Origin of the sequence: Variovorax boronicumulans (assembly GCF_009811375.1) — a bacterium.
Taxonomy (GTDB): domain Bacteria; phylum Pseudomonadota; class Gammaproteobacteria; order Burkholderiales; family Burkholderiaceae_C; genus Variovorax; species Variovorax boronicumulans.
In genome coordinates, this window is sequence record NZ_BKDH01000006.1 from 14,648 (window position 1) to 40,247 (window position 25,600).

Genomic DNA, 25,600 nt, shown 5'->3' on the forward strand with positions numbered 1-25,600 from the left:
ACAGGTTCAGGCCAGCATCTTCTCGATGACCTTCCAGTGCGCCGGCTCCACCGGCGTGATCGACAGCCGGTTGCCCTTGCGCAGGATGACCAGATCGGCCAGCTCGGGCTTGGCGCGCAGCTCGGGCAACGCCAGCAGCCGGGTCTTGCGCACCGCCTGCACATCGACCAGCAGCCAGCGCGGGTCTTCCTTCTTCGCGCCGGCGTCGTAGTACGGCGACTTCGGGTCGAACTGCGTCGGGTCGGGCTTGATGGCCGAGGCCACGCGCGCGATGCCGGCGATGCCGGGCTCGGGGCAGCTCGAGTGATAGAACAGCACGCCGTCGCCGACCTTCATGCCGTCGCGCATGAAGTTGCGTGCCTGGTAGTTGCGCACGCCGGTCCACGCCACGGTGGCGTCGGGCGCGGCGAGGGCATCGTCGATCGAGACCTCGTCGGGCTCGGATTTCATCAACCAGTACTGGGGCATGGCGGCGGTCTCGCGAAGGGGATTTCGCGGAATATAGCCGCTCGCCCCGGCACGGTACCGGGGCGGCGCTGGCTTACGGTGTCACGTAGTCAGACACCACCACCCACTTGCCGTCCTTGATCTGCGACAGCCGCGACTGGTCGTTGCCCAGGCGCTTGGTGGCGGTGTAGGTGCTCTTCGGGCTGCCGAACATGTCGGGCTCGAAGGTGATGCTGTCCATCGCCTTGATGAAGCTGTCGGTCGTCAGGTTCGGGCCGGCCTTGGTCGCGGCCTTGATGAACGAGTCGATGATCACGTAGCCGTACACCGAGAACACGGTCGGGTCTTCGTTGAACTTGGTCTTGTACTTGTTGGCCCAGAAGCGCAGCGGCTGCGACTGCTCGTCGGTGTAGGGGTTCTGCACCGTCATGGTGGCGTACACGCCGTCCATGGCCTTGCCGCCGAGCTTGTGGATCAGGTCGGTGTAGGCCGCGCTCGAGCCCAGGAAGGTCGGGTTGAAGCCGGTCTTGCGCGACTCGCCCACCGTGCCGATGGTCTCGCGGATGATGGTGCCGAGCACCACGAGGTCGCAGTTGGCGGCCTTCATCTTGGCGACCTGCGAGCTGAAGTCGGTGGCGCCGCGCTTGAACGAGGTCTTCTCGGCCAGCTCCATGCCCGCGGCCTTCAGGCCGGCCTCGGCGCCGCGCTGCACTTCGAGACCGAACTCGTCGTCCTGGTAGATCGTGCAGACCTTCTTGGCGCCCTTGTCCTTGATCATCTTGGGCAGCGCCAGGCGGATCTGGTCGTAGTAGGTGGCCGCGAACGAATACTTCAGCCGGTTCAGCGGCTCATACATTTCGCGCGCCGCGGTGATCGGCATGTAGTTGACGACGTTCTTGTCGAACTGCACCGGCATCGCCGCCATGTTCTGCGCCGTGCCGATGTGGCCGGCCATGATGAAGATCTTTTCCTGGTTGACCAGCTTCTGCGCCGCCAGCACCGCCTTCTTCGGGTCGTAGCCCGAGTCTTCGACGAAGAGCTTGAGCTTGCGCCCGTTGAGCGTGCCCTGCTCGTTGAGTTCGTCCACGCGCAGCTGCATGCCGTTGCGCGCCTGCTTGCCGAAGCCCGCCAGCGGACCCGACAGGTCCTGGATCGTGCCGATGCGGATCTCGTCCTTGCTCACGCCCTGCTGCTGCGCGGACGCGAGCGTCGCGATCAAGCCCAGCACGGCCAGCGTCGTCAATGTCTTGAGCTTCGTCATAGCGTTGTCTCCTCGGGTTGGCAAAAAAGAGGTCAGCGGTACATGGCGTCGATGCGCTGCGCGTACTTGGTCTGCACCAGCTTGCGCTTGAGCTTCATCGTGGGCGTGAGCTCCTCGTCCTCGGCGCTGAGCTGCGTCTCGAGCAGGAAGAACTTCTTGATCTGCTCGACGCGCGCGAACTTGGCGTTGACGCGATCGATCTCGCCCTGGATCAGGTCCTGCACTTCCTGCGTGCGTGTCAGGCTCTCGTAGTTGCTGAACGGCACGTCGTGGTCCTGCGCGAATTTTTCGACGTTCTCCTGGTCGATCATGACGATCACCGTGAGGTAGGGCCTCTTGTCGCCGATCACCACGGCATCGGTGATGTAGAGGCTGAACTTGAGCTCGTTCTCCAGCTCGCTCGGGGTCACGTTCTTGCCGCCTGCCGTGATGATGATGTCTTTCATCCGGTCGGTGATGCGGAAATACCCGTCCTCGTCCATCACGCCCACGTCGCCCGTGTGCAGCCAGCCGTCGGCGTCGATGGTCTCGGCCGTCTTCTCGGGCAGATTGAGGTAACCCATGAAGACGTTGGGGCCGCGCACCAGGATCTCGTTGGTGGCCGGATCGATGCGCACCTCGTTGTAGCCCGTGGCCGGGCCGATGGAGCCGGGCTTGATGCGGGTGACGGGCACGGCCGTGGAGGCGCCGCACGACTCCGTCATGCCCCACACCTCAAGCATGGGCACGCCCAGCGCGAGGTACCACTTGACCAGCTCGGGCGAAATGGGCGCCGCGCCGGTCACGAGAAAGCGCGCGCGGTGGATGCCGATGAGCTTGCGCGCGTTGTCCAGCGCCAGCAGCCGCGCGAGCCGGAACTTCAGGCGCAACCCCGTGCCGATCTCCTGGCCCGCGAGCACCTTGTTGGCGATGGTCTCACCCACGCCGATGCTCCAGTGGTAGGCGGCCTGCTGCAGCGGGCTGGCCTCCTTCAGCGCGATCATCACGCCCGAATAGAACTTCTCCCACACGCGCGGCACGCCGGTGAACACCGTGGGCGCGATCTCGCGCACGTTCTCGGGCACCGTCTCGGGGTTCTCGACGAAGTTGAGGATCGAGCCCGTGTACATCGCGAAGTACTCGCCGCCCATGCGCTCGGCGATGTGGCACAGCGGCAGGAAGCACATGCGCTCGTCCTTCTCGTCCTGCGCGATGAGCGTGTTGTAGCCGCGCGCGGTGTACACCAGCCCCGCATGGCTGTGCATGGCGCCCTTGGGCTTGCCGGTGGTGCCCGAGGTGTAGACCAAAATCGCCAGGTCTTCGGGCCGGCAGGCCGCCACGCTGCGCTCCACCGCCTGCGGGTCGCCCGCCAGGTGCGTGCGGCCGAGGGCGCGCAGCGCGTCCAAGCTCATCACGCCCGGGTCGTCGAGTTCGCGCAGGCCTTCCATGTCGAACACGACCACGCGGCGCAGGCCGGGCAGGCGGGCGCGCACTTCGAGCGCCTTGTCGAGCTGCTCGTCGTCTTCCACGAAGAGCACCGTGGTGCGCGAGTCTTCGCACAGGTACTGCACCTGCGAAGCAGCGTCGGTCGGGTAGATGCCGTTGGAGACACCCCCGCAGCTGAGCACGGCCAGGTCGGCCAGCACCCATTCGATGACGGTGTTCGAAAGAATGGACGCGCACTCGCCGCGCGTGAAGCCGATGGCCTGCAGGCCGGCCGCGATTTCGCGCACGGCCTCGGCCGTCTGGCGCCAGCTCCAGCTGCGCCAGATGCCCAGCTCCTTCTGCCGCATCCAGATGTTGTCGCCGCGCTGGCGCACGGCGTTCCAGAACATGGCCGAGAGCGTGTCGCCGGGCACGAGGATGTCGTGGCCGGGTTCGATGGTTCGCAGATCCCAGAGTCCTTGCATGGCGACGGCTACCTCCAGGTCTTCTTCTTTTTCCAGCGCCGCTCGCCGCGCACGCCGTCGTCCTTGACACCCAGGTAGAACTCCTTGATGTCGTCCTTCTCGCGCAGGCGTTCGCACGAGTCTTCCATCACGATGCGGCCGTTCTCCAGCACATAGCCGTGGTCGGCGGCGTTGAGCGCCATGTTCGCGTTCTGTTCCACCAGCAGGATGGTGGTGCCGCGCTCGCGGTTGATGCGCACCACGATCTCGAAGATCTCCTTGGTGAGCTTGGGGCTCAGGCCCAGGCTGGGTTCGTCCAGAAGAATGAGGTGCGGCGCCGCCATGATGGCGCGCGAGATGGCCAGCATCTGCTGCTGCCCGCCCGAGAGCAGGCCGGCGTCCTGCGTGGCGCGCTCGCGCAGGATCGGGAAGTAGGTGAAAACGGTCTCGATGTCCCGCGCCACGCCGTCGCGGTCTTTTCGCGTGTAGGCGCCCATCAGCAGGTTGTCCTTCACCGAGAGCAGCGGGAACACCTCGCGCCCTTCGGGCACGTGGCTCAGGCCCTGCTGCACGATGAAGGCCGGGTCTTTGGCCGTGATGTCCAGGCCCTGGAACTCGATGCTGCCCTTGCGCGGATCGATGATGCCGGAGATGGTCTTGAGGATCGTCGTCTTGCCCGCGCCATTGGAGCCGAGCACCGTCGCGATCTCCCCCTTGCGCACCTTCAGGCTCACGCCGCGGATGGCCTTGATCGGGCCGTAGGCGCTTTCGACGTTGAGCAGTTGGAGTACGACGTCGCTCATGCGTGTGCTCCCGAGGTCAAGGCGGAACGCGCAGAGCCATCACGCCACGACGAAGCCCGGTGTGCGGTGCGGCGTGGGCGCCCCCTCTGTGCCGCCGAGGAGCGCAGCGTTTCGCGGATCAGGGCTCGCAGCTGTTTGAGCGCAGCGAGTTCTGCGAGACCCCGCGAAACGCGAGCACCGCAGGGGAGCCGCGAAGCGGCCGGCGCAGTGGGGGCGACCGCGCCGTGCCGTGCACCGGGCGTCTCCAAAGAGGTAACGAAGAAGCAAGTCACGCCACCACCCTCCGCAAACTGCTCACGTCATCCACAGTCCCGAGGTAAGCCTCGATCACCCGCGAATCCGCCTGCACCTCACGCGGAGACCCCGTAGCCAGCACCTCGCCTTGATTCATGGCGAGCACGCGATCCGACACCTTGGAAACAAGCGACATGTCGTGCTCGACCATCAACACCGACACCCCCAGCTCATGCTGGATGTCCTGAATCCAGAACGCCATGTCCGCCGTCTCCTCGACATTGAGCCCCGAAGAAGGCTCGTCGAGCAGCAGCAGCTTCGGTTCGGTGCACAGCGCGCGCGCCAGCTCCACCACCTTGCGCACGCCGTAGGGCAGCCCCGCCACCATCGAGTCGCGGTAGTGCTGCAGGTCGAGCAGGTCGATCACCTGCTCCGCCTTCTCGCGCGCCGCGATCTCGGCGCGGCGCGTGGCCGGCGTGAAGAACACTTCGCTCCAGAAGCCTGTCTGCCGGTGCGTGTGGCGTCCGATCAGCAGGTTGTGCAGCACCGTCGCATGCTCGAACAGCTCGATATTCTGGAAGGTGCGCGCAATGCCGAGCGCGGCAATCGCGTGCGGCGCCTGCTGCGTGAGCGCGATCGCCCCGCCCGCCTCGCCATGCCAGGTGATCTCGCCCGTGGTCGGCGTGTAGATGCGGCTGATCAGGTTGAACACCGTCGTCTTGCCCGCGCCATTCGGGCCGATCAGCGTGAACACCTCGCCGCGCCGCACATCGAAGCTCACCTTGTTGACCGCCAGCACGCCGCCGAAGCGCACGCTCAGGTCTTTCGCGGAAAGAAGGACGTCGTTGCTCATCTCAGCCGGTCCGATTTGGTGAACGACTTCTGCCGCTTGAACAACCCCTTGCGGTAGAACGGAAAGAGCTGCAGCCAGGTGCGGATCTTGAGCCAGCGCCCGTACAGCCCCAACGGCTCGAACAGCACGAAGGCGATCAGCACCAGCCCGTACACCAGCCCCTGCAGGCCGGGCGCCTGGCCGACCACCGCCGGCAGCCAGTCCTTGCCCATCGAGATCAGCTGCGGCATCGCGATGAGAAAAATCGCGCCGAGGAACGCGCCGTGCACCGAGCCCAGCCCGCCGATCACCACCATCAGCAGCAGGTCGATCGACTGCAGGATGTTGAACTGGTCCGGCGAGATGAAGCTCAGCTTGTGCGCGTACAGCGCACCGCCCAAGCCCGCGAGCGCGGCCGAGATCGCGAACGACATCGTCTTGTAGCGCGCCAGGTGGATGCCCATGCTCTGCGCCGAAATCTCCGAATCGCGGATGGCGACGAAGGCGCGCCCCGTCGGCGAGCGCAGCAGGTTCAGGATGCCCAGCGTGGACACCACCGCAACCACCAGGCACAGAAAGTAGAAGCCCTCGCCCGAGCCCAGCGACCAGCCGAACAGCTGCGGCGACTTCACATGCAGGCCCGCGTTGCCGCCCGTCACGCTTTCCCAGCGCGCGAACACCTCCTCGACGATGAAGCCGAAGGACAGCGTCGCGATGCCCAGGTAGATGCCCTTCACGCGCAGCGCCGGCATCGCCACCACCACGCCCACCGCCGCCGACAGCGCCGCCGACGCGAGCAGCGCGAGCGGGAACGGCACGCCCATGTTCGTCAGCACGCCCTGCGTGTACGCACCCGTTCCCAGGAACGCCGCGTGCCCGATGGAGAACTGCCCCGTGAAGCCTGCCAGCAGCATCAGCCCCAGGCCGACGATGCCGTAGATCAGCACGAAGGTCAGCTGCGCGAGCCAGTACTCGTCGATGACCCACGGCGCGACAAGCAGGAAGGCCACGAGCAGGCTGTACCAGAGCACGTGGCCGCCGTGCCGCGCAAGGCGGATGTCCTGGTCGTAGCTGGTCTTGAAGATGAAGCGCATATGAGACTTACACCTTCTTGCGCAGCTTCTCGCCGAACAATCCGTTCGGCTTGATCATGAGCATCAGCAGCACCACGATGTACGGCGCCGTGTCCTTGAAACCGTCGGGCAGATAGAAGCCCGCGAACGACTCGACGATGCCGATCACCAGCCCGCCGACGATCGCGCCCGGCAGGCTGCCGAAGCCACCGACCACCGCGGCAGGAAAGGCCTTGAGCCCGATGAAGCCCATGTTGGCGTGCACGAAGGTGATGGGCGCCAGCAGCATGCCCGCGATGGCGGCCACCGCTGCGGCGAGCCCCCACACCAGCCCGTTGAGCCGCTTCACCGGAATGCCCATGTAGTAGGCCGCGAGCTGGTTCTGCGACGAGGCCTGCATCGCGATGCCCAGCTTGCTGTAGCGGAACATGGCGTACAGCAGGCCGCACAGGATCGCGGTGGCCACGATGATCACGAACTGCTCGAGGTTCACCACCAGTTCGCCGAGCTTCCAGATCTGGTCCTTGTAGGGCACCGCCAGCGTGTGGGTGTCGGTGCCGATGCCCGGCACCATGGTGATGATGCCGCGCGCCACGTAGGCGATGCCGATGGTCAGCATCACGATCGAGAACTGCGGCTGCCCGAGGATCGGGCGGATCACCACCAGCTCGAGCAGCACGCCGAAGGCCGCCATGGCCACCACGGCCAGCAGCGCCGCGAGCCAAAACGGCATGCCGAACAGCGACATGCCCGCGAAGGCACCGAACGCGCCGAGCATCATCAGGTCGCCCTGCGCGAAGCTCACCGTTTCGGTGGCCTTGTAGATCAGCACGAAGCCCAGCGCGATGAGGCCGTAGATGCACCCTTGCGCGATGCCCGAGAGCAGGAGTTGGAGGATCTGCATGCGATGCCGTCCCGCCTGCGCCTACTGCCGGAACCCGCCGGCCGCGTCGTGCAGCGCGAGGCGGCGCGAGCCCGCCACGATGTCGCTGGGCTTGAGCCCGTAGACCTGGCGGATCGAATGGCTGAAGTGCGTGGAGTCGGGGTAGCCGGTGTCCAGCGCGATGTCGGTGAGCGTGCCGCTCTGGTGCACGTAGCGCAGCAGGCTGCGCGCGCGCTTCCAGGCCCGGAAGCCGCGAAAGGCCATGCCCGTCTCCTGCTTGAACAGGTGCAGGAAGCGCGAGAACGACAGGTGCACCGAGGCCGCGCAGTCTTCCGCCGAGGCGGGCGCGGCCGGGTCGGCCACGAGCATGTCGACCACCTTGCGGATGCGCGCGTCGAGCGGACGCGGCGTGAGCGGGCCGTCGAAGAACAGCGCGTCGAAATCGAAGCCGTCGAAGTCGATGCCGCGCGCCGAGGCCGCCAGCAGGTGGGCATGGACCTCGCGCATGCGCTGCACGAAGGCCGGCGCATCGACCGGGCCGCAGTGCTGCAAAAAGGCCGGCATGCGCGCGGGATCGACCGACTCCGATTCGATCAGCAGGTTGAAGATCAGCGGGCAGGCGCTCTCGACCTGGTGCGGCACGTGCGGCGGCACCACGATGAACTCGCCGCTCTGCCAGGCCCCGCCGCCGATGCGGATACGGTTGGGCGGCGCACCGGCGGGCGACACGTACACGCCGTGCCCGCCCATGGCGCGCTCGGCCGCGGCGCCGAGCAGCCCGGCGTAGAAGACGCGCTGCGGCGTGAGCCACATGAGGCGTTCGCCCTGCCGTGCATCGCCGCCCGAAGGCGTCGACGTCCTGGTTCGCTGCATGGTGTCTGTCTCCTGCATCGGTCGACGACGTCCGACCGGGGGGTGGCGTCGTGTTCGCTGGATCGTAGCGGCGGGGGCCTTGGGCGCGGCATCCATTTGCGCGGGGACTTTCCCTAGGCCGGCGCGAACGCGCGGCGCAGTTCCGCCGCGCACAACGCGACGGCGGTGTGGGCCTCGTCGAGCACCTTGCCCATGGTGATGAAGCCATGGATCTGGCGCTCGAAGCACACGTAGTTCGCGCGGTTGCCAGCGGCCGTGAGCGCCTCGGCATACGCCGCGCCTTCGTCGCGCAGCGGGTCGTAGCCGGCCGTGAGCACGAGCGCTGGCGGCAGGCCCGCCAGGTCGGTGTGCAGCAGCGGCGAGGCGCGCCAGTCGAGGTCGTGCTTCGCGTCGGTGATGTAGTGGTCGTGGAAGTAGGTCATGGTGTCGCGCGTGAGCAGGTAGCCCTGCCCGTTCGCCTGGTGCGACGGATGGCCGCGGCGCATGTCGGTGGCCGGGTAGATCAGGAGCTGGAACACGATCGGCAGGTCGCCCGCATCGCGCGCGGCGATCGACGCCACGGCCGCGAGGTTGCCGCCCGCGCTGTCGCCGCCCACCGCAAGGCGGCTGGCATCGAGCCCCAGCGCGGCGGCTTCGCGGCGCACCCAGCGGGTGGCGGCGAGCACGTCGTCCACGGCGGTGGGAAAGCGGTGCTCGGGGCCCATGCGGTAGTCGACCGCGACCACCGCGCAGCCCGCGCCGTTGGCCAGCTCGCGGCACAGCACGTCGTGCGTGTCGAGGTCGCCGATGACCCAGCCACCGCCGTGGTAGTACACCAGCACGGGCAGCGGGCCCGGGCCCGCGCCGAGCGGCTTGTACAGCCGCCCCGCAATGGTGCCGTGCGGCCCGTCGGCGGCGAGGTCGCGCACCTCGGCGACCTCGGCCGGCAGCGGCTGCGTGGCGGTGCGGCGCTCGCGGTAGTAGGCCCGCGCGTCGGCGGGCGACAGGGTGTGGGTCGGCGGAATGCCGCGCGCTTCGATGAAATCCAGCAAGGCGCGCGCCTGGGGATGCAGCATGGTGTCTCCGGTGAATCGAACGGAGCGCTCAGTGTGGAGGGCGGGGCGCCTGCGGGCTATCCGCATGCACCCGCACCCGACCGGCGTCCTGGCGACAAGACCCGCACCATGCCCGCACCGCTGCGGGGTCGCTTGCGAAAACTGGCTACCGGGGCCCGGCTCGCGGGTTCACCCGGAGGGTTCGGCCGTTCAGGCCGTGCGCGGCTTCACGCGCGAAGCGGCTTCCTTGGCGAGCTTGCGGGCCGTGTCGGTGTCGGCCGCATGCACCAGCGCCACGCCCATGCGGCGCTTGACGAAGCTCTCGGGCTTGCCGAACAGGCGGATGTCGCTGCCGGGCACCTGCAGCGCCTCGGCCACCCCGTCGAAGGCGATGCCGGTGGCGTCCACGCCGCCGTAGATCACGGCGCTGGCGCCCGGGCTCTTGAGCGAGGTGTCGACCGGCAGGCCGAGGATGGCGCGCGCGTGCAGCTCGAACTCGTTCTGCCACTGCGTGGCCATGGTGACCATGCCGGTGTCGTGCGGGCGCGGGCTGACCTCGCTGAACCAGACCTCGTCGCCCTTCACGAACAACTCGACGCCGAACAGGCCCTGCCCGCCGAGGTCGGCCGTGACGGCCTGCGCGATCTGCTGCGCCTTCTGCAACGCGGCCGGCGCCATGGGGTGCGGCTGCCAGCTTTCCACGTAGTCGCCGCTGACCTGCACGTGGCCGATGGGGTCGCAGAACTTGGTTTCGACAGCGCCCGCCGAGTCTTTCGCGCGCACGGTCAGCAGCGTGATCTCGTAGTCGAAGTCGATGAAGCCCTCGACGATCACGCGGCCATGGCTCACGCGGCCGCCGGCCATGGCGTAGTCCCAGGCCTTCTGCACGTCGGCGGGGCCGTCGATCTTGCTCTGGCCCTTGCCGGAGCTGCTCATCACGGGCTTGACGATGCAGGGATAGCCGATGCCGGCGTCAATGGCGGCCTGCAGCTCGGCCAGCGAGTCGCAGAACTTGTAGGGACTGGTGGGCACGCCCAGCGTCTCGGCGGCCAGGCGGCGGATGCCTTCGCGGTCCATCGTGAGGCGGGCGGCACGGGCCGTGGGAATCACGCGCACCACGCCCGCGTCTTCCAGCTGCTGCAGCATGGGCGTGGCGATGGCCTCGATCTCGGGCACCACCAGCGCGGGCTTCTCGGCCTCGATCAGCGCCTTGAGCTGGTCGGGGTCGCTCATGGTGATGGTGCGCGCGTGGTGCGCCACCTGCTGGCCGGGGGCGTTCTCGTAGCGGTCGACGGCGATGGTCTCGACGCCCAGGCGCTGCAGGGCGATCAGCACCTCCTTGCCGAGCTCGCCGGAGCCGAGCAGCATCACGCGGGTGGCGGAAGGGGACAGGGGAGTGCCGAGGGTGGTCATGCGAGGGCTCGAAAAAATGGGGTTGAAAACAATCGCAGCACTGTAAGCCACCCCGGGCCGGTGTCGCCCACGGGAACGGCGGCCACTTCGGGCTGATTCACAATGACCGCCATTGCGCGATGGCGGCCTTGCGCCCGCCCTCGCCTCCGATTTTCTTTTTTTGTTTCAAGGAGCATTTTTCATGACGATTCAGACTGTGGGCATCATCGGCGCCGGCACCATGGGCAACGGCATCGCCCAGGCCTGCGCGGTGTCGGGTGTCAACGTGGTGATGATCGACGTGGCCCAGGCGGCCGTCGACAAGGGCATCGCCACCATCTCGGGCAGCCTCGACCGCCTCATCAAGAAGGAAAAACTCACGGCCGAGCAGAAGGCCGCCGCGCTGGCGCTGATCAAGGGCTCGACCGACTACAACGACCTCAAGGGCGCGCAGCTGGTCATCGAGGCCGCCACCGAGAACCACGCGCTCAAGCTCAAGATCCTCAAGCAGGTCGACGAGCTGGTGGGCCCCGAGGTGATCATCGCGTCGAACACCTCGTCGATCTCGATCACGCAGCTGGCCGCCGCCACCTCGCGCGCCGACCGTTTCATCGGCATGCACTTCTTCAACCCGGTGCCGATGATGGCGCTCGTGGAGCTGATCCGCGGCTACCTCACGAGTGACGCCACGCACGACGCGGTGAAGGCGCTGGCCGAGAAGCTGGGCAAGTCGCCCATCACGGTGAAGAACGCGCCGGGCTTCGTGGTCAACCGCATCCTGGTGCCGATGATCAACGAGGCCTTCTTCGTGCTGGCCGAGGGCCTGGCCACGGCCGAGGACATCGACGCCGGCATGAAGCTGGGCTGCAACCAGCCCATCGGCCCGCTGGCGCTGGCCGACATGATCGGCCTCGATGTGTGCCTGGCCGTGATGGAGGTGTACCTGGAGCAGTTCGGCGACTCCAAGTACCGCCCCTGCCCGCTGCTGAAGGAAATGGTCGCCGCCGGCCAGCTGGGTCGCAAGACCGGCCGCGGCGTCTACACGTACTGATCCGCAACGCCACGACGACAACAACAAGGAGACAAAGACCGATGACTGCGACCCCCACCACCCCGCCCGCCGAAGGCTGCATCGACACGCAGGTGCTCGACCACGTGCTGCTGATCGGCATCAACCGGCCCGCCAAGCGCAACGGCTGGACGCCGCCGATGTTCAAGCAGCTGGCCGAGGCCTACACGCGCCTGGACGACGACCCCAGCCTGCGCGTGGGCGTGCTGCATGCGTTCGGCGACCACTTCACGGCGGGCCTGGACCTGCCGGCGGTCACCGAATACATGAAGCGCGGCGAGAAGGCGATTCCGGCCGGGCTGGTGGAGCCGCACGACTTCGGCCTGGAGGGCTACCGCCGCCGCACCAAGCCGATGGTGGCGGCCGTCAAGGGCATCTGCTTCACGGTGGGCATCGAGCTCATGCTGGGCGCCGACATCGTGGTGGCGGCCGACAACTGCCGCTTCTCGCAGATGGAAGTGCAACGCGGCATCATGGCCACGGGCGGCGCCACGCTGCGCATGGCCGAGCGCGCGGGGCTGGGCAACGCGATGCTGCACCTGCTCACGGCCGACGAATTCGACAGCGCCGAGGCCTATCGCCTGAACTTCGTGCAGAAGGTGGTGCCGGCCGGGCAGGAGCTCGACGCGGCGCTGCAGATCGCGCAGCGCATCGCGGCCCAGGCGCCGCTGGCCGTGCAGGCCACGCGGCTCAACGTGCTCAAGGCGATCGAACACGGGCCGCTGGCGGCCGTGGCGGAATTCATCGAGACGCAGAAACGCCTGTCGAACAGCGAGGACGCGGCCGAGGGCGTGCGCTCCTTCATCGAGCGCCGGCCTGCGCGGTTCAGCGGCCGCTGAAGCTGTTGATTTCCGTTCCCTTTCTGTCGTCCACTGGAGCCCGTTGCATGCCCTCTTCTTCTGTGTCGTCGTTTCTCTTCTTTCAACGCACGGCGCTGGCCGCCGCCTTCACCCTTCTTGCCGTGAACACCAGCCTCGCCCAGACCCCGCCGGCGCCCGCGCTGCCCGATCCCGCCGCCACCTCGGTCGAGGCGCTGGGCTGGATGCAGGGCTTTCCGCCGCCGCCCGACAAGCAGATCACCTTCGACAACCCGGTCGGCGGCGTGTACCCGCGCATCCGCTGGAGCTTCTCGCACGTGCGCGAGACGGTGCCCACGGCCAACGTGTGGCGCGGCCCCGGCGCCGCCAGCCCGCTGCCGGCGGCCAAGCCCCGCATCGACATCGAGGCCGTGCGCTTCCAGCCCATGGGCGGTGGCGAGGCGCAGACCTTCGGCCAGATGATCGCGCGCACCTACACCGACGGCATCCTGGTGCTGCACCGCGGCCAGGTGGTCTACGAGAAGTACTTCGGCGCGCTCACGCCCGAGCGGCCGCACCTGGCGATGTCGGTCACCAAGTCCTTCGTGGGCACGCTGGCGGCCATCCTCGCGCAGGAAGGCACGCTCGACCCGTCGGCGCCGGTCACCAAGTACCTGCCCGAGCTCAAGGACACGGCCTACGGCGACGCCACGGTGCGCCAGGTGATGGACATGACCATCGGCGTGCGCTACTCCGAGAACTACGCCGACCCGAAGGCCGAGGTCTGGGACTATGCGCGCGCCGGCGGCATGCTCACGCAGGGCGCCAACTACGCGGGCCCGAAGTCGTTCTACGAATTCCTGGCCACGCTCAAGAAGGAAGGCACGCACGGCGACGCCTTTGCCTACAAGACGGTCAACGCCGAGGTGCTGGCCTGGATCGTGCGCCGCGCGTCCAACCGCTCGCTGGCCGACCTGCTAAGCGAGAAGATCTGGCGCCGCATCGGCGCCGAGCAGGACGCGTATTTCATGGTCGACCGCATCGGCACCGAGTCGGGCGGCGGCGGCCTGAACACCGTGCTGCGCGACATCGCGCGCTTCGGCGAGACGCTGCGCAACGGCGGTCGCGCGCCCAACGGGCAGCAGGCGATCGCCAAGGCGGTGGTCGACGACATCCAGCGCGGCGCCGATCCGGCGAAGTTCGCGAAGGCGGGCTACGCGCTGCTGCCGGGCTGGAGCTACCGGAACATGTGGTGGGTCTCGCACAACCCGCACGGCGCGTACATGGCGCGCGGCATTCACGGCCAGAGCATCTACGTCGATCCGAAGGCCGAGATGGTGATCGTGCGCTACGCCGCGCACCCGATCGCCGCCAACGCGGGCAACGACCCGCTCACCCTGCCCGCCTTCCAGGCCATGGGCGAGGCGCTGATGAAGCCCGAGCCCTGACGAGGCGGTGAGGACGGGTCAGCCGGCCGCCGCCGGGGCCCGTGCCTTCGCGATGACGAGCAGGCCGTCCATGATCAGGCTCTCGACCAGTTCGAAATCTCCGTTCATGGCGGGCGCCATCTTCCAGCCCGCGCCGCCGGTCATGAAGCAGGCCGGCTCGGCGCCGCAGTGCGAGCGCACGTGCTGCACCATGCGCTCGACCGCACCCGCGATGGCGTAGGTGCCGCCGCTGGTCAGCGCGTCGCTGGTGTTGGTGGGGAATTCGCGCACCTCGCCGGTGGGCACGTGCAGGCCCGCCGTGCCCGACTCGAGCGCGCGCAGCATGATGCCGTGGCCCGGCAAGATGAGGCCGCCCAGGAACTTGCCGCTGGCATCGATCGCCTCCACGGTGACGGCCGTGCCGATCAGCACCACCACCATCGGCCGCTCGGGCCCCTGCGACAGCATGCGGTGGCGCGCGCCGATCATCGCCACGAAGCGGTCGGCGCCCAGCCGCGTCGGATGGTCGTAGCCGTTGACGATGCCGGCCTCGCCCGCGCTCGACACCACCCAGCGCGGGGCGCAGTCGAAGCGTTCGGTGATCTGCTCTTCGGCGCGCCGCCGCAAGGTGTCGCCGGCCACGACGCAGCCCAGCATGGAACCGGGCGCCGGCAGCTCGGCCCAGGGGCCATCGGCCAGGCGTTCGATGTGGTCGAGAAACTCGGCACCATGGGCCTGCAGTGCTGCACCGGGGAAGGCCCCCTCGTAAAGCGCCCACTTGAGCCGGGTGTTGCCGATGTCGATGGCGAGGAAGGGGGAAGACATGCGCGCGATTATTGCGACTTTGTTGTTATTCCTGCTGGCGCCTCTTTGACAGTCGCGGCGCGGGCCTACGCGGAGGGTCCCGGTTCCACCGCTACATTCGCCTTTTCCATCCACCACGGCACAAGGAGAAAACCATGGGATTGCTCAGCTTCATCAAGGAAGCCGGTGAAAAACTGTTCGGCGGTTCGTCGGCCCAGGCGGCCACGCCCGATGCGAACACGGCAGCCGCCGCGGCCATCAAGACCTACATCGAGACCCAGAACCTCGGCCTCACCGGACTGGAAGTGACCTACACCGCCAGTAGCGGCGTCGTCACCCTCGCGGGCCAGGCGCCTTCGCAGGAAGCCAGCGAGAAAGCCGCGCTCGCTGCGGGCAACGTGGCCAACGTGACGAGCGTGGACAACAACCTCGTCGCCCCGGCCGCGCCGCCCGCCCAGTACCACGACGTGGTGCGCGGCGACACGCTCTCGGCCATCTCGAAGAAGTACTACGGCGACGCCAACAAGTACAACGCGATCTTCGAGGCGAACAAGCCGATGCTGTCGCACCCCGACAAGATCTATCCGGGACAGAAGCTGCGCATTCCGGCGCTCTGACCCCACAACGGCGCCTCGCTAGGCGCCGTTGTGCCGCCAGGCCCCTGGCGACACGCCGTACTCGCGCTTGAACGCGCGGTTGAAAGCGGCTTCCGATTCGTAGCCCACGCCTTCAGCGATGCGCGCCAGGTTGCCCTGGTCCTTGCGCAGCATGCCGGCGGCCAGGACCATGCGCCAGCGCGCCAGGTAGTGCATGGGCGGCGCGCCCACCAGTTCGGTGAAGCGGTCCGCCAGCACGCTGCGCGAGACGTGGATTTCCTGCGCCAGTGCGTCGACCGTCCAGTTGCGCGCGGGCTCGGCGTGCATCAGCGCCAGGCAGCGGCTCACGTGGGGGTCGCGCAGGCCGGCCAGCCAGCCCGGGTTGTTGGCGGGCATGGATTCGATGTAGCCGCGCAGCACTTCCGTAAACAGCACTTCCGCCACCTTGGCGGCAACCATCTCCGAGCCGGGCGTGTGCAACGGCGCATCACCCAACACGAAGTGGACCGACTGCTCGATCCACGGGCCCGCCGGCCTGCTGCGCAGCGGCGTGGTGAACAGACGCGGAATGTTCGCCATGACGGGATGGGGCGCGTCGCCTTCGTACGCGAACCAGCTGCATACCAGCAAGGTGCGGTCGCCCTGGCCGCCGTAGCGGATGCGCTCCAACTCGGGCGCCCGCGGACTCACCACATGCGACATGTCGATGGCCGCATGGTGCAGGCCACTGCCCAGCGCATGCGAGTCGCCATGCGGCACGGCGATCACGTCGCCGGCGCACGCACGAACCGGTGCCTCTCCGTCGACCTGGGCCCAGCATTCGCCTTGCAGCACGAGGTGGCAGATGGCCAGCCGTTGCGCGCCGGGCCTGAGCAGCTGCGCGATGTCCGTTCCCTTGGGTACCTTGAAACACCAGGGTGCATACATGTCCCCGTTCAGGAACAGCGCGCCCTCCAGGCGGATGGTCCGCAGCACGTCCGACAAGACATCCATGGTCACCTCCCGGCAAGCGAGGGCGGGGTTTCGGTCAACAAGTCCGGCGAGACGGGCAATGCGGGGCGGCTGCGCGTCGGCACCATAGGCACTGGTCGCCTTCGACCGATTCTAGACAGGAGTACCGCCATGCCCAAGTTCGTTATCGAGCGAGACATCCCCGGCGCCGGCCAGTTCACCGCGGCGGACCTGAAAGCCATCTCGCAAAAATCCTGCGGCGTGCTCAACAGCATGGGCACCGACATCCAGTGGATCCACAGCTACGTGACCGGCGACCGGATCTACTGCGTCTACCAGGCCACCGACGAGGCCCTGGTGCGCCGGCACGCGGAGCTCGGTGGCTTCCCGGCCAACCGTGTGGACCGGGTGTACAGCGTGATCGACCCGGCCACGGCCGAGTGAGGCGCGCAGCTCTGGCTAGTTCTGGCGCCAGGGCAGCCCGCGCCGGCGCCAGCCACCGGTCAGGCCGCGGTGCCCGTTCTCGTCCGGGTTGCCCTCGAAGCCTTCGAGGATGTTGTAGGCCTGCGCGCCCAGCTCGGTCGCGCGCTTGGCCGCCGCGATCGAGCGCACGCCGCTGCGGCACAGCAGCACCAGCTTCTTGCCGCCCTCCGCGGCGGCGCGCACGCCGTCGTCGAACGCCGGGTTGATCGCCATGCCCGGCCACTGCTTCCAGGCCAGCGGCACGGCGCCGGGCACGTAGCCGACCCACTCGCGCTCGGCATCGGTGCGCACGTCCACCAGCACGGCCTCGCCGCTCGCCATCCACTGCGCCGCCTGCTCGGGCGTCACGTCGCCGGCGTAGCCTTTTTCTCCAACGGGTTCACTCATGGTTGCTTTCTCTCTCGAATCTCTAGGGTAAGCCCGGAGCCTTTGGCGGCTGCGGGCGATCGATCTGCACGCCGGATGATGGAATTTTTCACCGGTTCGTGAAAACCCTGTTTGTCACAAGGTGTGGCGCGCCAAAGATGGCGGTCGCGGCCAGTCGAAACCATAACGTGAAGACGACGGCCTGGGTGTTCCGGTCAGAGAACTATATGGAGAGACACATGACAGACAGCAAATCGCCCCGCCGTCGCAGCCTCCTCAAAGGCGCGGCAGTGGCCGCAGGCGCGATGTCCGCGCCGATGGTCAGCATGGCCCAAACCACGTCGCTGCGTTTCCAGAGCACCTGGCCGGCGAAGGACATCTTCCACGAGTACGCCAACGACTTCGCCAAGAAGGTGAACGACATGGCGGGCGGGCGCCTGAAGATCGAGGTGCTGCCCTCGGGCGCCGTCGTGCCCGCCTTCCAGCTGCTCGAAGCGGTGAACAAGGGCACGCTGGACGGCGGCCACGGCGTGGTGGCCTACCACTACGGCAAGAACTCGGCGCTGGCGCTGTGGGGTTCGGGCCCCGGCTTCGGCATGGACGCCAACACCGTGCTGGCCTGGCACAACTACGGCGGCGGCAAGGCGCTGCTCGACGAGATCTACAAGAGCCTGAACATGGAGGTGGTGTCGTACCTGTACGGCCCCATGCCCACGCAGCCGCTGGGCTGGTTCAAGAAGCCGGTGGCCAAGGTCGAGGACATGAAGGGCCTGAAGTTCCGCACCGTGGGCCTGGCCGTGGACATGTTCACCGAGATGGGCACCGCGGTGAACCCGCTGCCCGGCGGCGAGATCGTGCCCGCGCTGGACCGCGGCCTGATCGACGCGGCCGAGTTCAACAACGCCTCGAGCGACCGCGTGCTGGGCTTCCCCGACGTGGTGAAGAACTGCATGCTGCAGAGCTTTCACCAGTCGGGCGAGCAGTTCGAGGTGCTGTTCAACAAGGGCAAGTACGCCGCCATGCCGCAGGAGCTGCGTTCCATCATCGACTACGCCGTGCAGGCGGCCAGCGCCGACATGAGCTGGAAGGCGGTGCAGCGCAATTCGCAAGACTATGCCGACATGAAGAAGGCCGGCATCAAGTTCTACAAGACACCCGACGCCGTGCTGCGCGCGCAGCTCGCGGCCTGGGACAAGACGGTGGAAAAGAAGTCCGGCGAGAACCCGCTCTTCAAGAAGGTACTGGAGTCGCAGCGCGTGTTCGCCGAGCGTGCGCTGCAGTGGCAGAACGACTATGGCGTCGACTTCAAGATGGCCTACAACCACTACTTCGGCAAGAAGAAAAGCTAACCCCCAGTCTTCGCGCACTTCGTGTCGCTTCGCCAACCCCCTTTCAGGGGGCAACACCTGTGGCCCGGCAAAGCCGGTTCCACGGTGTTTCTGGAATGGGCCCTGCCCATCACAACATGACCATCCAACGCCTCCTCCACGCCGTCGACCGGTTCAGCATGCTGGTGGGCAAGACCTTCTCGTGGCTCATCGTCGCGCTGATGCTGCTGGTGTGCGGCGAGGTGTTCAAGCGCTATGCGCTGAACGCGCCCACGGCCTGGATCTTCGATGCCAACAACATGCTGTACGGCACGCTCTTCATGATGGGTGGCGCCTACACGCTCTCGCAGGCCGGCCATGTGCGCGGCGATTTCTTCTACGGCAGCATGAAGCCGCGCACGCAGGCCGCGCTCGACCTCGTGCTGTTCGCGGTTTTCTTCCTGCCCGGCGTGGTGGCGCTCACCTGGTCGGGCTGGACCTACTTCGGTGAATCGCTCGCGATGCGCGAACAGACCTTCAACGCCGACCCGATTCCGGTGTACCCCTTCAAGTTCGTGATTCCCGTGGCCGGCGCGGTGCTGCTGGTGCAGGGCCTCGCCGAGATGGTGCGCTGCGTGCTGTGCCTGAAGACCGGCGTGTGGACGCCGCGACTGAAGGACGCCGAAGAAATGGACGTGGTCGGCGACCAGCTCGCCAGCAGCAGCTACGTGAACGAGGCCGACAAGCGCGAGGTGATCGAAAAGGCCCACGCCATCGAACAGGCCGCGCAGCAACGCAAGAGCGACACGGGCAACGGGGGTGCGGCATGAGCGAACCCGCACTCGGCCTGCTGATGCTGGGCCTGATCGTCTTCGTGATCATGCTCGGCTTTCCCACGGCGTTCACGCTGATGGGACTGGGCATGTTCTTCGGCTTCATCGCCTTCTACGACCCCGCCTCGCCCTGGCTCGACAACAAGGTCTTCGACCTGATGGTGCAGCGCGCCTTCGGGGCCATGACCAACGAGACACTGCTGTCCATTCCGCTCTTCGTGCTCATGGGCTACGTGATGGAGCGCGGCGCGCTGGTCGACAAGATGTTCCACAGCGTGCAGCTCGCGTTCCGCCGCGTGCCGGGCTCGCTGGCGGTGACCACGCTCATCGTGTGCACCTTCTGGGGCATTGCGAGCGGTCTGGTGGGCGCGGTGGTGGTGCTGATGGGCGTGATCGCGATGCGCCCCATGCTCAACGCGGGCTACGACACGCGCCTGGCAGCCGGCGTGATCACGGCCGGCGGCACGCTGGGCATCCTCATTCCGCCCTCGGTGATGATCATCGTGTACGCGGCCGTGGCCGGGCAGTCGGTGGTCAAGCTCTATGCGGCGGCGATGTTCCCGGGCTTCTTCCTCGCCCTGCTGTACCTGATCTACGTGATCGGCTGGGCCGTGCTGCAACCGAAGGTGGCGCCCAAGATGCCGATCGACCAGCAGCGTGCCCCCATCACGCCATGGGTGGCCCACCTCGCGGCCAGCTACTCCCCGCGCATGCTGCCCGCGCTCGCCGCGGCCGTGGTGGCGCCGGGTCGCGCCTTGCGCGGCGCGGTCGAGGGCGTGCGCCTGAGCTGGTGGATGCTGCTGCGAGGCCTGCTGAGCGCGCTGGTGCCGCTGGCGCTGGCCGCGGTCACGCTGGGCTCGGTGTGGTGGTACGTGACCATCTACTCGCAGAAGGACAACAACGCGGCCGCCCCGGTGGCCACGCAGCAGGCGACGCAGAAGACCGGCGATCCGGCAGCCGCCGCGCCGGCTGTAGCCGAACCGTCCGGCACCGGTCTGGCCGAGCCGCCGAGCACCGACGAACCCGCGAACACCACCGAAGGCAGCGGCCTGCAGGAACCCCCCGGCGGCGTCGAGGAACCTCCCGGCAGCGAGCCCGCCGCCGCCCCTGCCAGTGAGGGTGGCCTGCAGCAGTTGGGCGACGCGGTCGAGGCGCCCAAGACCGCCGCGGTGCCCGAGGCCTTCTACACCGGCTTCTGGGTGGCCTGTCTCTTCACGCTCGCGCTGCTGGGCTGGTACTACTGGCGCATGGACGCGGAGCAGTTCGAAATTTTGCGCATGCTGGTGTCGTCGGTGATGCCGCTGGCCACGCTCACGCTGGTGGTGCTGGGCGTGATCCTGTTCGGCATCACCACCGCCACCGAGTCGGCGGCGGTGGGTGCGGCCGGCGCCTTCCTGATGGCATGGCAGGCCGGCACGCTGAACTTCAAGAAGATCAAGGAGGCGGTGTTCCTCACGCTCAAGACCACCTCGATGGTCTGCTGGCTCTTCGTGGGTTCGGCGCTGTTCTCGGCGGTGTTCGCGCTGCTGGGCGGCCAGCGCATCGTCGAGGAATGGGTGCTGAGCATGAACCTGTCGCCGCTGCAGTTTTTGCTGCTGTCGCAGGCGATCATCTTCGTGCTGGGCTGGCCGCTGGAGTGGACCGAGATCATCGTGATCTTCGTGCCCATCTTCCTGCCGCTGCTGGCGCACTTCCAGATCGATCCGCTGCTGTTCGGCGTGCTGGTGTTCGTGAACCTGCAGGCGGCGTTCCTGTCGCCGCCGGTGGCGATGTCGGCCTTCTACCTGAAGGGGGTGTCACCGCCGCACGTGACGATCAACCAGATCTTCGCGGGGATGATGCCGTACATGCTGATCGTCATCCTGTGCATGGTGTTCATGTACATCTGGCCGGGGCTGACGCTGTGGCTGCCGCAGTACCTGTACGGCTGAACGCGCGCGCCTTCTCAGGCTGAGGCCGGGCGCCGTGCGAAGCGGCGGCGCTCGAGCAGCTCGAACAGGCCCATGCCCAGCAGCATGGCGCCCACGAAGACCAGCGCCTTGACCTCGCCCGTGCCCAGCGAGACCAGCGCGGGGCCGGGGCAGAAGCCCGCGATGCCCCAGCCGACGCCGAACAGCAGGCTGCCGCCGACCAGGCGGCGGTCGATGTGGCGCAGGCTGGGCAGCGTGAGCGGCCCGCCGAGCAGCGACTCCTTGCGACGGCCGGCCAGCAGGAAGCCGACGGTGCTCACCGCCACCGCGCCGGCCATCACGAAGGCGAGCGACGGGTCCCAGGCCCCGCCCACGTCAAGAAAGCCCAGGATCTTGGCCGGATTGGCCATGCCGGAGACGATGAGGCCCAGCCCGAAGACAAGGCCGGCGAGCAAGGAAGCAATGGCGGTCCACATGGCAGGTCTCCCGATTCAGAGGTTCAACAGGTGGCGCACCACGAAGACCGTGGCGAACCCCGCGGCCATGAAAGCCACCGTGGCGACCAGCGAACGCGGCGACCGCCGCGCCAGCCCGCACACGCCGTGGCCGCTGGTGCAGCCCGCGCCGTAGCGCGTGCCCACGCCCACCAGCAGGCCGGCCAGCGCGAGCGTGCCGTAGCCCGCGTCGATCTGCGCCGCGGGCAGCACGGCGAACAGCCCATACACGAGCGGCGCGCCGACCAGCCCGAGCACGAAGGCCGCGCGCCAGGCCATGTCGCCCTTCATGGGGCGCAGCAGGCCGCCCAGCACGCCGCTGACGCCGGCGATGCGGCCGTTGAGCAGCACGAACATCGCGGCGGAAAGACCGATGAGCACGCCGCCGGCCAGTGCGGCCCAGGGCGTGAAATGAGGCCAGTCGATGGTGGGCATCTTCAGTTCTCCTTCGGGCAGTAGAGGCGGTACAGCACCGCCAGGATCTCGAGCAGGGCCGGGTCGGCCACGCGGTAGTAGATGTTCTTGCCCTCGCGGCGGGTGTCCACCACGCCTTCGGTGCGCAGCACCGACAGCTGCTGCGACAGGGTGGGCTGGCGGATGCCCAGCGTGCTTTCGAGGTCGCTCACGCACATCTCGCCCTGCGAGAGCTGGCACAGCAGCAGCAGCCGGGCCTCGTGGGCCAGCAGCTTGAGCACGGCGACGGCCTGGCCGGCGGCGCTGCGCAGCAGTTGGGGGTCGATGGCGTGGGTCGGGGTCTTCATGGGGGGATGACAGTTCGCGAAATAACATTATATGAATTCATATAATATTTGTCGCTTGATTGAATGAATGAATGCCTGGCTTCCAGGCACCGCAGAAGGAGCGCCGATGACCCCGACCCCCATGCCCCCACGCGCCACCACCCAGGCCTTCTTCGATCCCGCGACGGGCACGGTGTCCTACGTGGTCTGGGACCGTGCGACGAAGCGCGCCGCCGTCATCGACCCGGTGCTCGACTACGACTTCCGCTCCGGCCACACCGACACCGCGTCGGCCGACCGCCTGCTGGCGTACGTTCACGCGCAGGCGCTGCAGGTCGACTGGGTCCTGGAGACCCACGCGCACGCCGACCACCTCTCGGGCGCGCGCCATGTGCAGTCGCAGGCCGGCGGGCGCATCGCCATCGGCGAACACATCCGCACGGTGCAGGCCACCTTCCGCAGCCTCTACAACCTGGAGCGCGACTTCCTGCCCGACGGCAGCCAGTTCGACCACCTCTTCAAGGACGGCGAGCGCTTTCACATCGGCGAGATCGAGGCGCAGGCCCTGCGCGTGCCCGGCCACACGCCGGCCGACATGGCCTACCTCGTGGACGACGCGGTCTTCGTCGGCGACACGCTCTTCATGCCCGACCTGGGCGGCGCGCGCGCCGACTTCCCGGGTGGCGACGCGCGCGAGCTCTACCGCTCGATGCGCCGACTGCTCGCGCTGCCGCCCGAGACCACGCTGTACGTCTGCCACGACTACCCGCCCGCCACGCGCGAGCCGCGCTGGCAGAGCACGGTGGCGCAGCAGCGCACCCACAACATCCACGTGCGCGACGGCATCGGCGAAGACGAGTTCGTGCGCATGCGCACCGCGCGCGACGCCACGCTCGAAGTGCCGACGCTGATCCTGCCGTCGATGCAGGTCAACGTGCGCGGCGGCCGCCTGCCGCCGCCCGACGACAACGGCGTGGCCTACCTGCGCATTCCGCTGAACACGCTGCCGGGCCACCGCCCGCGCACCACGGCGGGCTGAGGGCGCGGCGACCTAGCGCCGCCGCTCCACATACGGCCGCGCCTGCAGCAGCACGATCTTGTCGCCCACGGTCGCCCACTCGATGTCCTGGTCGACCGCATTGAAGGTGCGCTTCACCGCCGCGCCCACAGCGGCGAGCCGCACCACCAGTTCGTCGGTCAGCACGTGGCGGCCGACTTCCACGGGCACTTCCTTCACGCCGCCGTCCTTGTCCAGCTGCAGCGCCGTCTCCTCGGCCGAACGGCTGAGCACCTGGATGGCCTTGGACCAGCTCGAGTACATCACCTGCTCCGCCACGCGCTTGCCCTCGACCACGCGGATGCCGATGCCGCGCTTGGCCGAGATGTAGGTGACGTGCGGGTGACCCGCGTCGAAGGGGTCGCGCGTGATCATCACGCCGGCGTTGGTCGAGTCGATGGCGGTCTGCACGAACACGCCCATCAGCACCGACTCGGCGCCGAAGCCCGCGGCGCTGCGCGCCTCCCAGGCCTCGGGGTTGAACACCGAGGCCCACACTTTCTTCACCGCGAGCTCGAGCGCGTCGCCGGTCTTCACGTTGGGCACCGTGGTGTAGAGCCCCGCGCCGCTGAAGCCCGGCAGGTCTTCCGAGTTGGACGAGCTGCGCACGAACACGCCGCCCCCGCCCAGCTGCGCCTGCCACGCCGCGCGCCAGGCCGCCGCGGTGGCGGGCTCGACCGGCCATTGCACGATCTCGTCGCGCAGCTGCGCCAACGCCTTCTGCCGCACCTGCGGGTCGCCCGCGAAGCCGGGCTGCTGCTGCATGCGCGCGATGCGCTCGGCCAGCCCGTTCGACCGCATGAAGCGGTCGTAGTGCGCGAACGGAATGCAGAAGCCGTCGGGCACGGTGGTCGAGGGAATGCGCGCGGCCAACACCGCGCCGAGGTTGGCCGCCTTCGAGCCGCATTGCACGCTGTGGCGCGCGCGCAGCGAGGCCAGCGGCAGCAGGCGCGTCTCGCGCAGGTCCGGCTTCGCGGCCTTGCTGCCGGGCAGCGCGCCGGTGGCAGCCGCACGCACGGCGCGCGGCGGCAGCGCGGCGATTTCTTCCGGCGTGAGGCGGCGCAGCTGGTAACCCGAGGCCGCCACCTTCAGCGCCACCCACTGGCCCGCATGCGCCTTCAGCACCGTGGCGGCATCGCGCACGTACGCGTTCGGAATGCCCCAGCCCTTGGCCAGCAGGTTGACGTGCGACAGCGCCGTGGACGGCCGCTCGGTGAGCACGCCGGCCACCGGCGCCAGGTTGATCGGCACCTCGCGCAGCACGGCGATGTCGTCGGGCAACAGCGCGTTCAGGCCCGAGGCGTCGTTCACGATGCGCACGCGGCCGGTGGCGGTGCCCAGGTTCATCGGCAGGAAGGGCTGCTCGCGGATCAGCGCTTCCTGGCTCACGAAGTCGATGCCGGCCTCCTTCGCGATGCGCTCGTGCAGCGTGGAGTTGGTCTTGAACTTCACCGGCGCGAAGAAGCTGGCCTTCACCTGCGCTTCGGCCTCGCGCAGCAAGGGCACCGTGAGCCGGTCGCCTTCCCAGAACTCGTAGGTGAAGGTGCCGATGTTCTGCTGCCAGCTCAACGTGCCAAACAGGAAGCGCCGGTCGGGCACGAGGTAGTTGCGGTCGATCTCGCGCTTGACCGTGTTCGGCGTGAGCCGCGTGTCGCGCAGGAAGCGCACATGCAGCTGGAAGCGCGGCGTGTCGATGTAGTGCATGCGCGCCGGCTTCGCCTGGCGGTCGATCGCGAACAGCACATGGGCCAGCTGCATCGGCGTGCCGGCGTCGTAGACGCGCGCCAGCGTGTCGAAATCGCCCTGGCTGCGCAGTGCCGGCAGCGAGGCGGGCACTGCGGGGCGCGGCACGAGTTGTGCGGCCGGCCCTTCGGGCTGTGGCTGGTTCTGCTGCTGGTAGTACGACGGCTTGCGCGCGAGCTGCGCGCCGGCCGGTGCGACGGCCATCGCGCACAACGCAAGGACCGGCAGCCACGCCAGTGCCGCGCCGTCCTTTTTCTTCTGCCTGTTGGATTCGTTCTTCATGGGGCCCCTCCTTCATTGCCGACAAGCGCGGATTCTCGCTG

26 protein-coding genes are annotated in these 25,600 nt (G+C 67.9%); 9 read left to right on the forward strand and 17 right to left on the reverse strand.

Going from position 1 to position 25,600, the window contains the following annotated elements; all coding sequences use genetic code 11:
• Positions 1-6: 6 nt before the first annotated feature.
• The 10 genes from VHAB30_RS29070 to purT form a co-directional block, all read right to left on the reverse strand.
• Positions 7-468: an EVE domain-containing protein gene (locus tag VHAB30_RS29070; protein WP_159279503.1), complete on the reverse strand. Its 462-nt coding sequence runs from the start codon at positions 466-468 to the stop codon at positions 7-9.
• A 73-nt stretch (positions 469-541) separates the two neighbouring features.
• Entirely contained in the window at positions 542-1,708 is a 1,167-nt protein-coding gene (locus tag VHAB30_RS29075) for an ABC transporter substrate-binding protein (RefSeq protein ID WP_062478783.1), read from the reverse strand.
• A gap of 32 nt (positions 1,709-1,740) precedes the next feature.
• Entirely contained in the window at positions 1,741-3,597 is a 1,857-nt protein-coding gene (locus VHAB30_RS29080; RefSeq protein ID WP_159279504.1) for an AMP-dependent synthetase/ligase, read from the reverse strand.
• 8 nt (positions 3,598-3,605) lie between these two features.
• Positions 3,606-4,379 (reverse strand): ABC transporter ATP-binding protein, encoded by a 774-nt coding sequence (locus tag VHAB30_RS29085; RefSeq protein WP_159279505.1) that lies wholly within the window; start codon positions 4,377-4,379, stop codon positions 3,606-3,608.
• 268 nt (positions 4,380-4,647) lie between these two features.
• Positions 4,648-5,466 carry an ABC transporter ATP-binding protein gene (locus VHAB30_RS29090; protein WP_095747054.1) on the reverse strand — a complete coding sequence of 273 codons (819 nt, stop codon included), beginning with the start codon at positions 5,464-5,466 and terminating at the stop codon, positions 4,648-4,650.
• A complete protein-coding gene (locus tag VHAB30_RS29095) occupies positions 5,463-6,539 on the reverse strand; it encodes a branched-chain amino acid ABC transporter permease (RefSeq protein ID WP_062478791.1) in 1,077 nt (358 codons plus the stop codon). The genes VHAB30_RS29090 and VHAB30_RS29095 overlap by 4 nt, the downstream gene beginning before the upstream one ends.
• Before the next feature lie 7 nt (positions 6,540-6,546).
• Positions 6,547-7,422 carry a branched-chain amino acid ABC transporter permease gene (locus VHAB30_RS29100; RefSeq protein ID WP_159279506.1) on the reverse strand — a complete coding sequence of 292 codons (876 nt, stop codon included), beginning with the start codon at positions 7,420-7,422 and terminating at the stop codon, positions 6,547-6,549.
• 21 nt (positions 7,423-7,443) lie between these two features.
• Positions 7,444-8,274, reverse strand: a complete 831-nt coding sequence (locus VHAB30_RS29105) for a helix-turn-helix domain-containing protein (RefSeq protein ID WP_095950254.1) — start codon at positions 8,272-8,274, stop codon at positions 7,444-7,446.
• A gap of 113 nt (positions 8,275-8,387) precedes the next feature.
• On the reverse strand, positions 8,388-9,329 hold the full coding sequence (locus tag VHAB30_RS29110) for an alpha/beta hydrolase (protein WP_159279507.1): 942 nt from the start codon (positions 9,327-9,329) through the stop codon (positions 8,388-8,390).
• 189 nt (positions 9,330-9,518) lie between these two features.
• Positions 9,519-10,721: a formate-dependent phosphoribosylglycinamide formyltransferase gene (purT, locus tag VHAB30_RS29115; RefSeq protein WP_159279508.1), complete on the reverse strand. Its 1,203-nt coding sequence runs from the start codon at positions 10,719-10,721 to the stop codon at positions 9,519-9,521.
• A 181-nt stretch (positions 10,722-10,902) separates the two neighbouring features.
• Between purT and VHAB30_RS29120 the strand changes: the two genes are divergently transcribed.
• The 3 genes from VHAB30_RS29120 to VHAB30_RS29130 are packed head-to-tail and all read left to right on the forward strand — an operon-like array spanning position 10,903 to position 14,014.
• Positions 10,903-11,751, forward strand: coding sequence for a 3-hydroxybutyryl-CoA dehydrogenase (locus VHAB30_RS29120; protein WP_062478806.1), 849 nt, complete (start codon positions 10,903-10,905; stop codon positions 11,749-11,751).
• A 41-nt stretch (positions 11,752-11,792) separates the two neighbouring features.
• The gene (locus VHAB30_RS29125; protein WP_062478810.1) at positions 11,793-12,608 is read left to right on the forward strand and encodes a crotonase/enoyl-CoA hydratase family protein; all 816 of its coding nucleotides are present in this window, start codon (positions 11,793-11,795) and stop codon (positions 12,606-12,608) included.
• Positions 12,609-12,655: 47 nt separating this feature from the next.
• On the forward strand, positions 12,656-14,014 hold the full coding sequence (locus VHAB30_RS29130; RefSeq protein ID WP_159279509.1) for a serine hydrolase domain-containing protein: 1,359 nt from the start codon (positions 12,656-12,658) through the stop codon (positions 14,012-14,014).
• Positions 14,015-14,032: 18 nt separating this feature from the next.
• Here the strand turns inward: VHAB30_RS29130 and VHAB30_RS29135 are convergent, their stop codons facing one another.
• A complete protein-coding gene (locus VHAB30_RS29135; RefSeq protein WP_062478816.1) occupies positions 14,033-14,818 on the reverse strand; it encodes a type III pantothenate kinase in 786 nt (261 codons plus the stop codon).
• A 134-nt stretch (positions 14,819-14,952) separates the two neighbouring features.
• Here VHAB30_RS29135 and lysM point away from each other — a divergent pair, with 134 nt between their 5' ends.
• On the forward strand, positions 14,953-15,414 hold the full coding sequence (lysM, locus tag VHAB30_RS29140; RefSeq protein ID WP_062478819.1) for a peptidoglycan-binding protein LysM: 462 nt from the start codon (positions 14,953-14,955) through the stop codon (positions 15,412-15,414).
• 18 nt (positions 15,415-15,432) lie between these two features.
• Here lysM and VHAB30_RS29145 read toward each other — a convergent pair whose 3' ends face one another.
• Positions 15,433-16,386 (reverse strand): AraC family transcriptional regulator, encoded by a 954-nt coding sequence (locus VHAB30_RS29145; RefSeq protein ID WP_159279510.1) that lies wholly within the window; start codon positions 16,384-16,386, stop codon positions 15,433-15,435.
• Positions 16,387-16,515: 129 nt separating this feature from the next.
• Here VHAB30_RS29145 and VHAB30_RS29150 point away from each other — a divergent pair, with 129 nt between their 5' ends.
• On the forward strand, positions 16,516-16,788 hold the full coding sequence (locus VHAB30_RS29150) for a DUF4242 domain-containing protein (RefSeq protein ID WP_159279511.1): 273 nt from the start codon (positions 16,516-16,518) through the stop codon (positions 16,786-16,788).
• Positions 16,789-16,803: 15 nt separating this feature from the next.
• Here the strand turns inward: VHAB30_RS29150 and VHAB30_RS29155 are convergent, their stop codons facing one another.
• A complete protein-coding gene (locus tag VHAB30_RS29155) occupies positions 16,804-17,214 on the reverse strand; it encodes a rhodanese-like domain-containing protein (RefSeq protein WP_062478826.1) in 411 nt (136 codons plus the stop codon).
• 218 nt (positions 17,215-17,432) lie between these two features.
• On the opposite strand from VHAB30_RS29155, the gene VHAB30_RS29160 reads away from it, so the two are divergent.
• The 3 genes from VHAB30_RS29160 (at position 17,433) to VHAB30_RS29170 (ending at position 21,264) form a co-directional block, all read left to right on the forward strand.
• Positions 17,433-18,542 (forward strand): TRAP transporter substrate-binding protein, encoded by a 1,110-nt coding sequence (locus tag VHAB30_RS29160; protein WP_159279512.1) that lies wholly within the window; start codon positions 17,433-17,435, stop codon positions 18,540-18,542.
• 116 nt (positions 18,543-18,658) lie between these two features.
• Complete coding sequence (locus VHAB30_RS29165; RefSeq protein ID WP_159279513.1) at positions 18,659-19,330, forward strand: TRAP transporter small permease subunit; 672 nt, start codon at positions 18,659-18,661, stop codon at positions 19,328-19,330.
• Positions 19,327-21,264, forward strand: a complete 1,938-nt coding sequence (locus tag VHAB30_RS29170) for a TRAP transporter large permease subunit (RefSeq protein WP_159279514.1) — start codon at positions 19,327-19,329, stop codon at positions 21,262-21,264. Before VHAB30_RS29165 ends, VHAB30_RS29170 begins: the two co-directional genes overlap by 4 nt.
• A 14-nt stretch (positions 21,265-21,278) precedes the next feature.
• Here VHAB30_RS29170 and VHAB30_RS29175 read toward each other — a convergent pair whose 3' ends face one another.
• The 3 genes from VHAB30_RS29175 to VHAB30_RS29185 are packed head-to-tail and all read right to left on the reverse strand — an operon-like array spanning position 21,279 to position 22,498.
• On the reverse strand, positions 21,279-21,719 hold the full coding sequence (locus VHAB30_RS29175) for a YeeE/YedE family protein (protein WP_159279515.1): 441 nt from the start codon (positions 21,717-21,719) through the stop codon (positions 21,279-21,281).
• Between the two features lie 15 nt (positions 21,720-21,734).
• Positions 21,735-22,172, reverse strand: coding sequence for a YeeE/YedE family protein (locus VHAB30_RS29180; RefSeq protein ID WP_159279516.1), 438 nt, complete (start codon positions 22,170-22,172; stop codon positions 21,735-21,737).
• Between the two features lie 2 nt (positions 22,173-22,174).
• Positions 22,175-22,498, reverse strand: coding sequence for an ArsR/SmtB family transcription factor (locus tag VHAB30_RS29185; protein WP_062478840.1), 324 nt, complete (start codon positions 22,496-22,498; stop codon positions 22,175-22,177).
• 106 nt (positions 22,499-22,604) lie between these two features.
• Between VHAB30_RS29185 and VHAB30_RS29190 the strand changes: the two genes are divergently transcribed.
• On the forward strand, positions 22,605-23,516 hold the full coding sequence (locus tag VHAB30_RS29190) for an MBL fold metallo-hydrolase (protein ID WP_159279517.1): 912 nt from the start codon (positions 22,605-22,607) through the stop codon (positions 23,514-23,516).
• 12 nt (positions 23,517-23,528) lie between these two features.
• Here VHAB30_RS29190 and VHAB30_RS29195 read toward each other — a convergent pair whose 3' ends face one another.
• A complete protein-coding gene (locus VHAB30_RS29195) occupies positions 23,529-25,559 on the reverse strand; it encodes a PEP/pyruvate-binding domain-containing protein (RefSeq protein ID WP_159279518.1) in 2,031 nt (676 codons plus the stop codon).
• Positions 25,560-25,600: the final 41 nt, after the last annotated feature.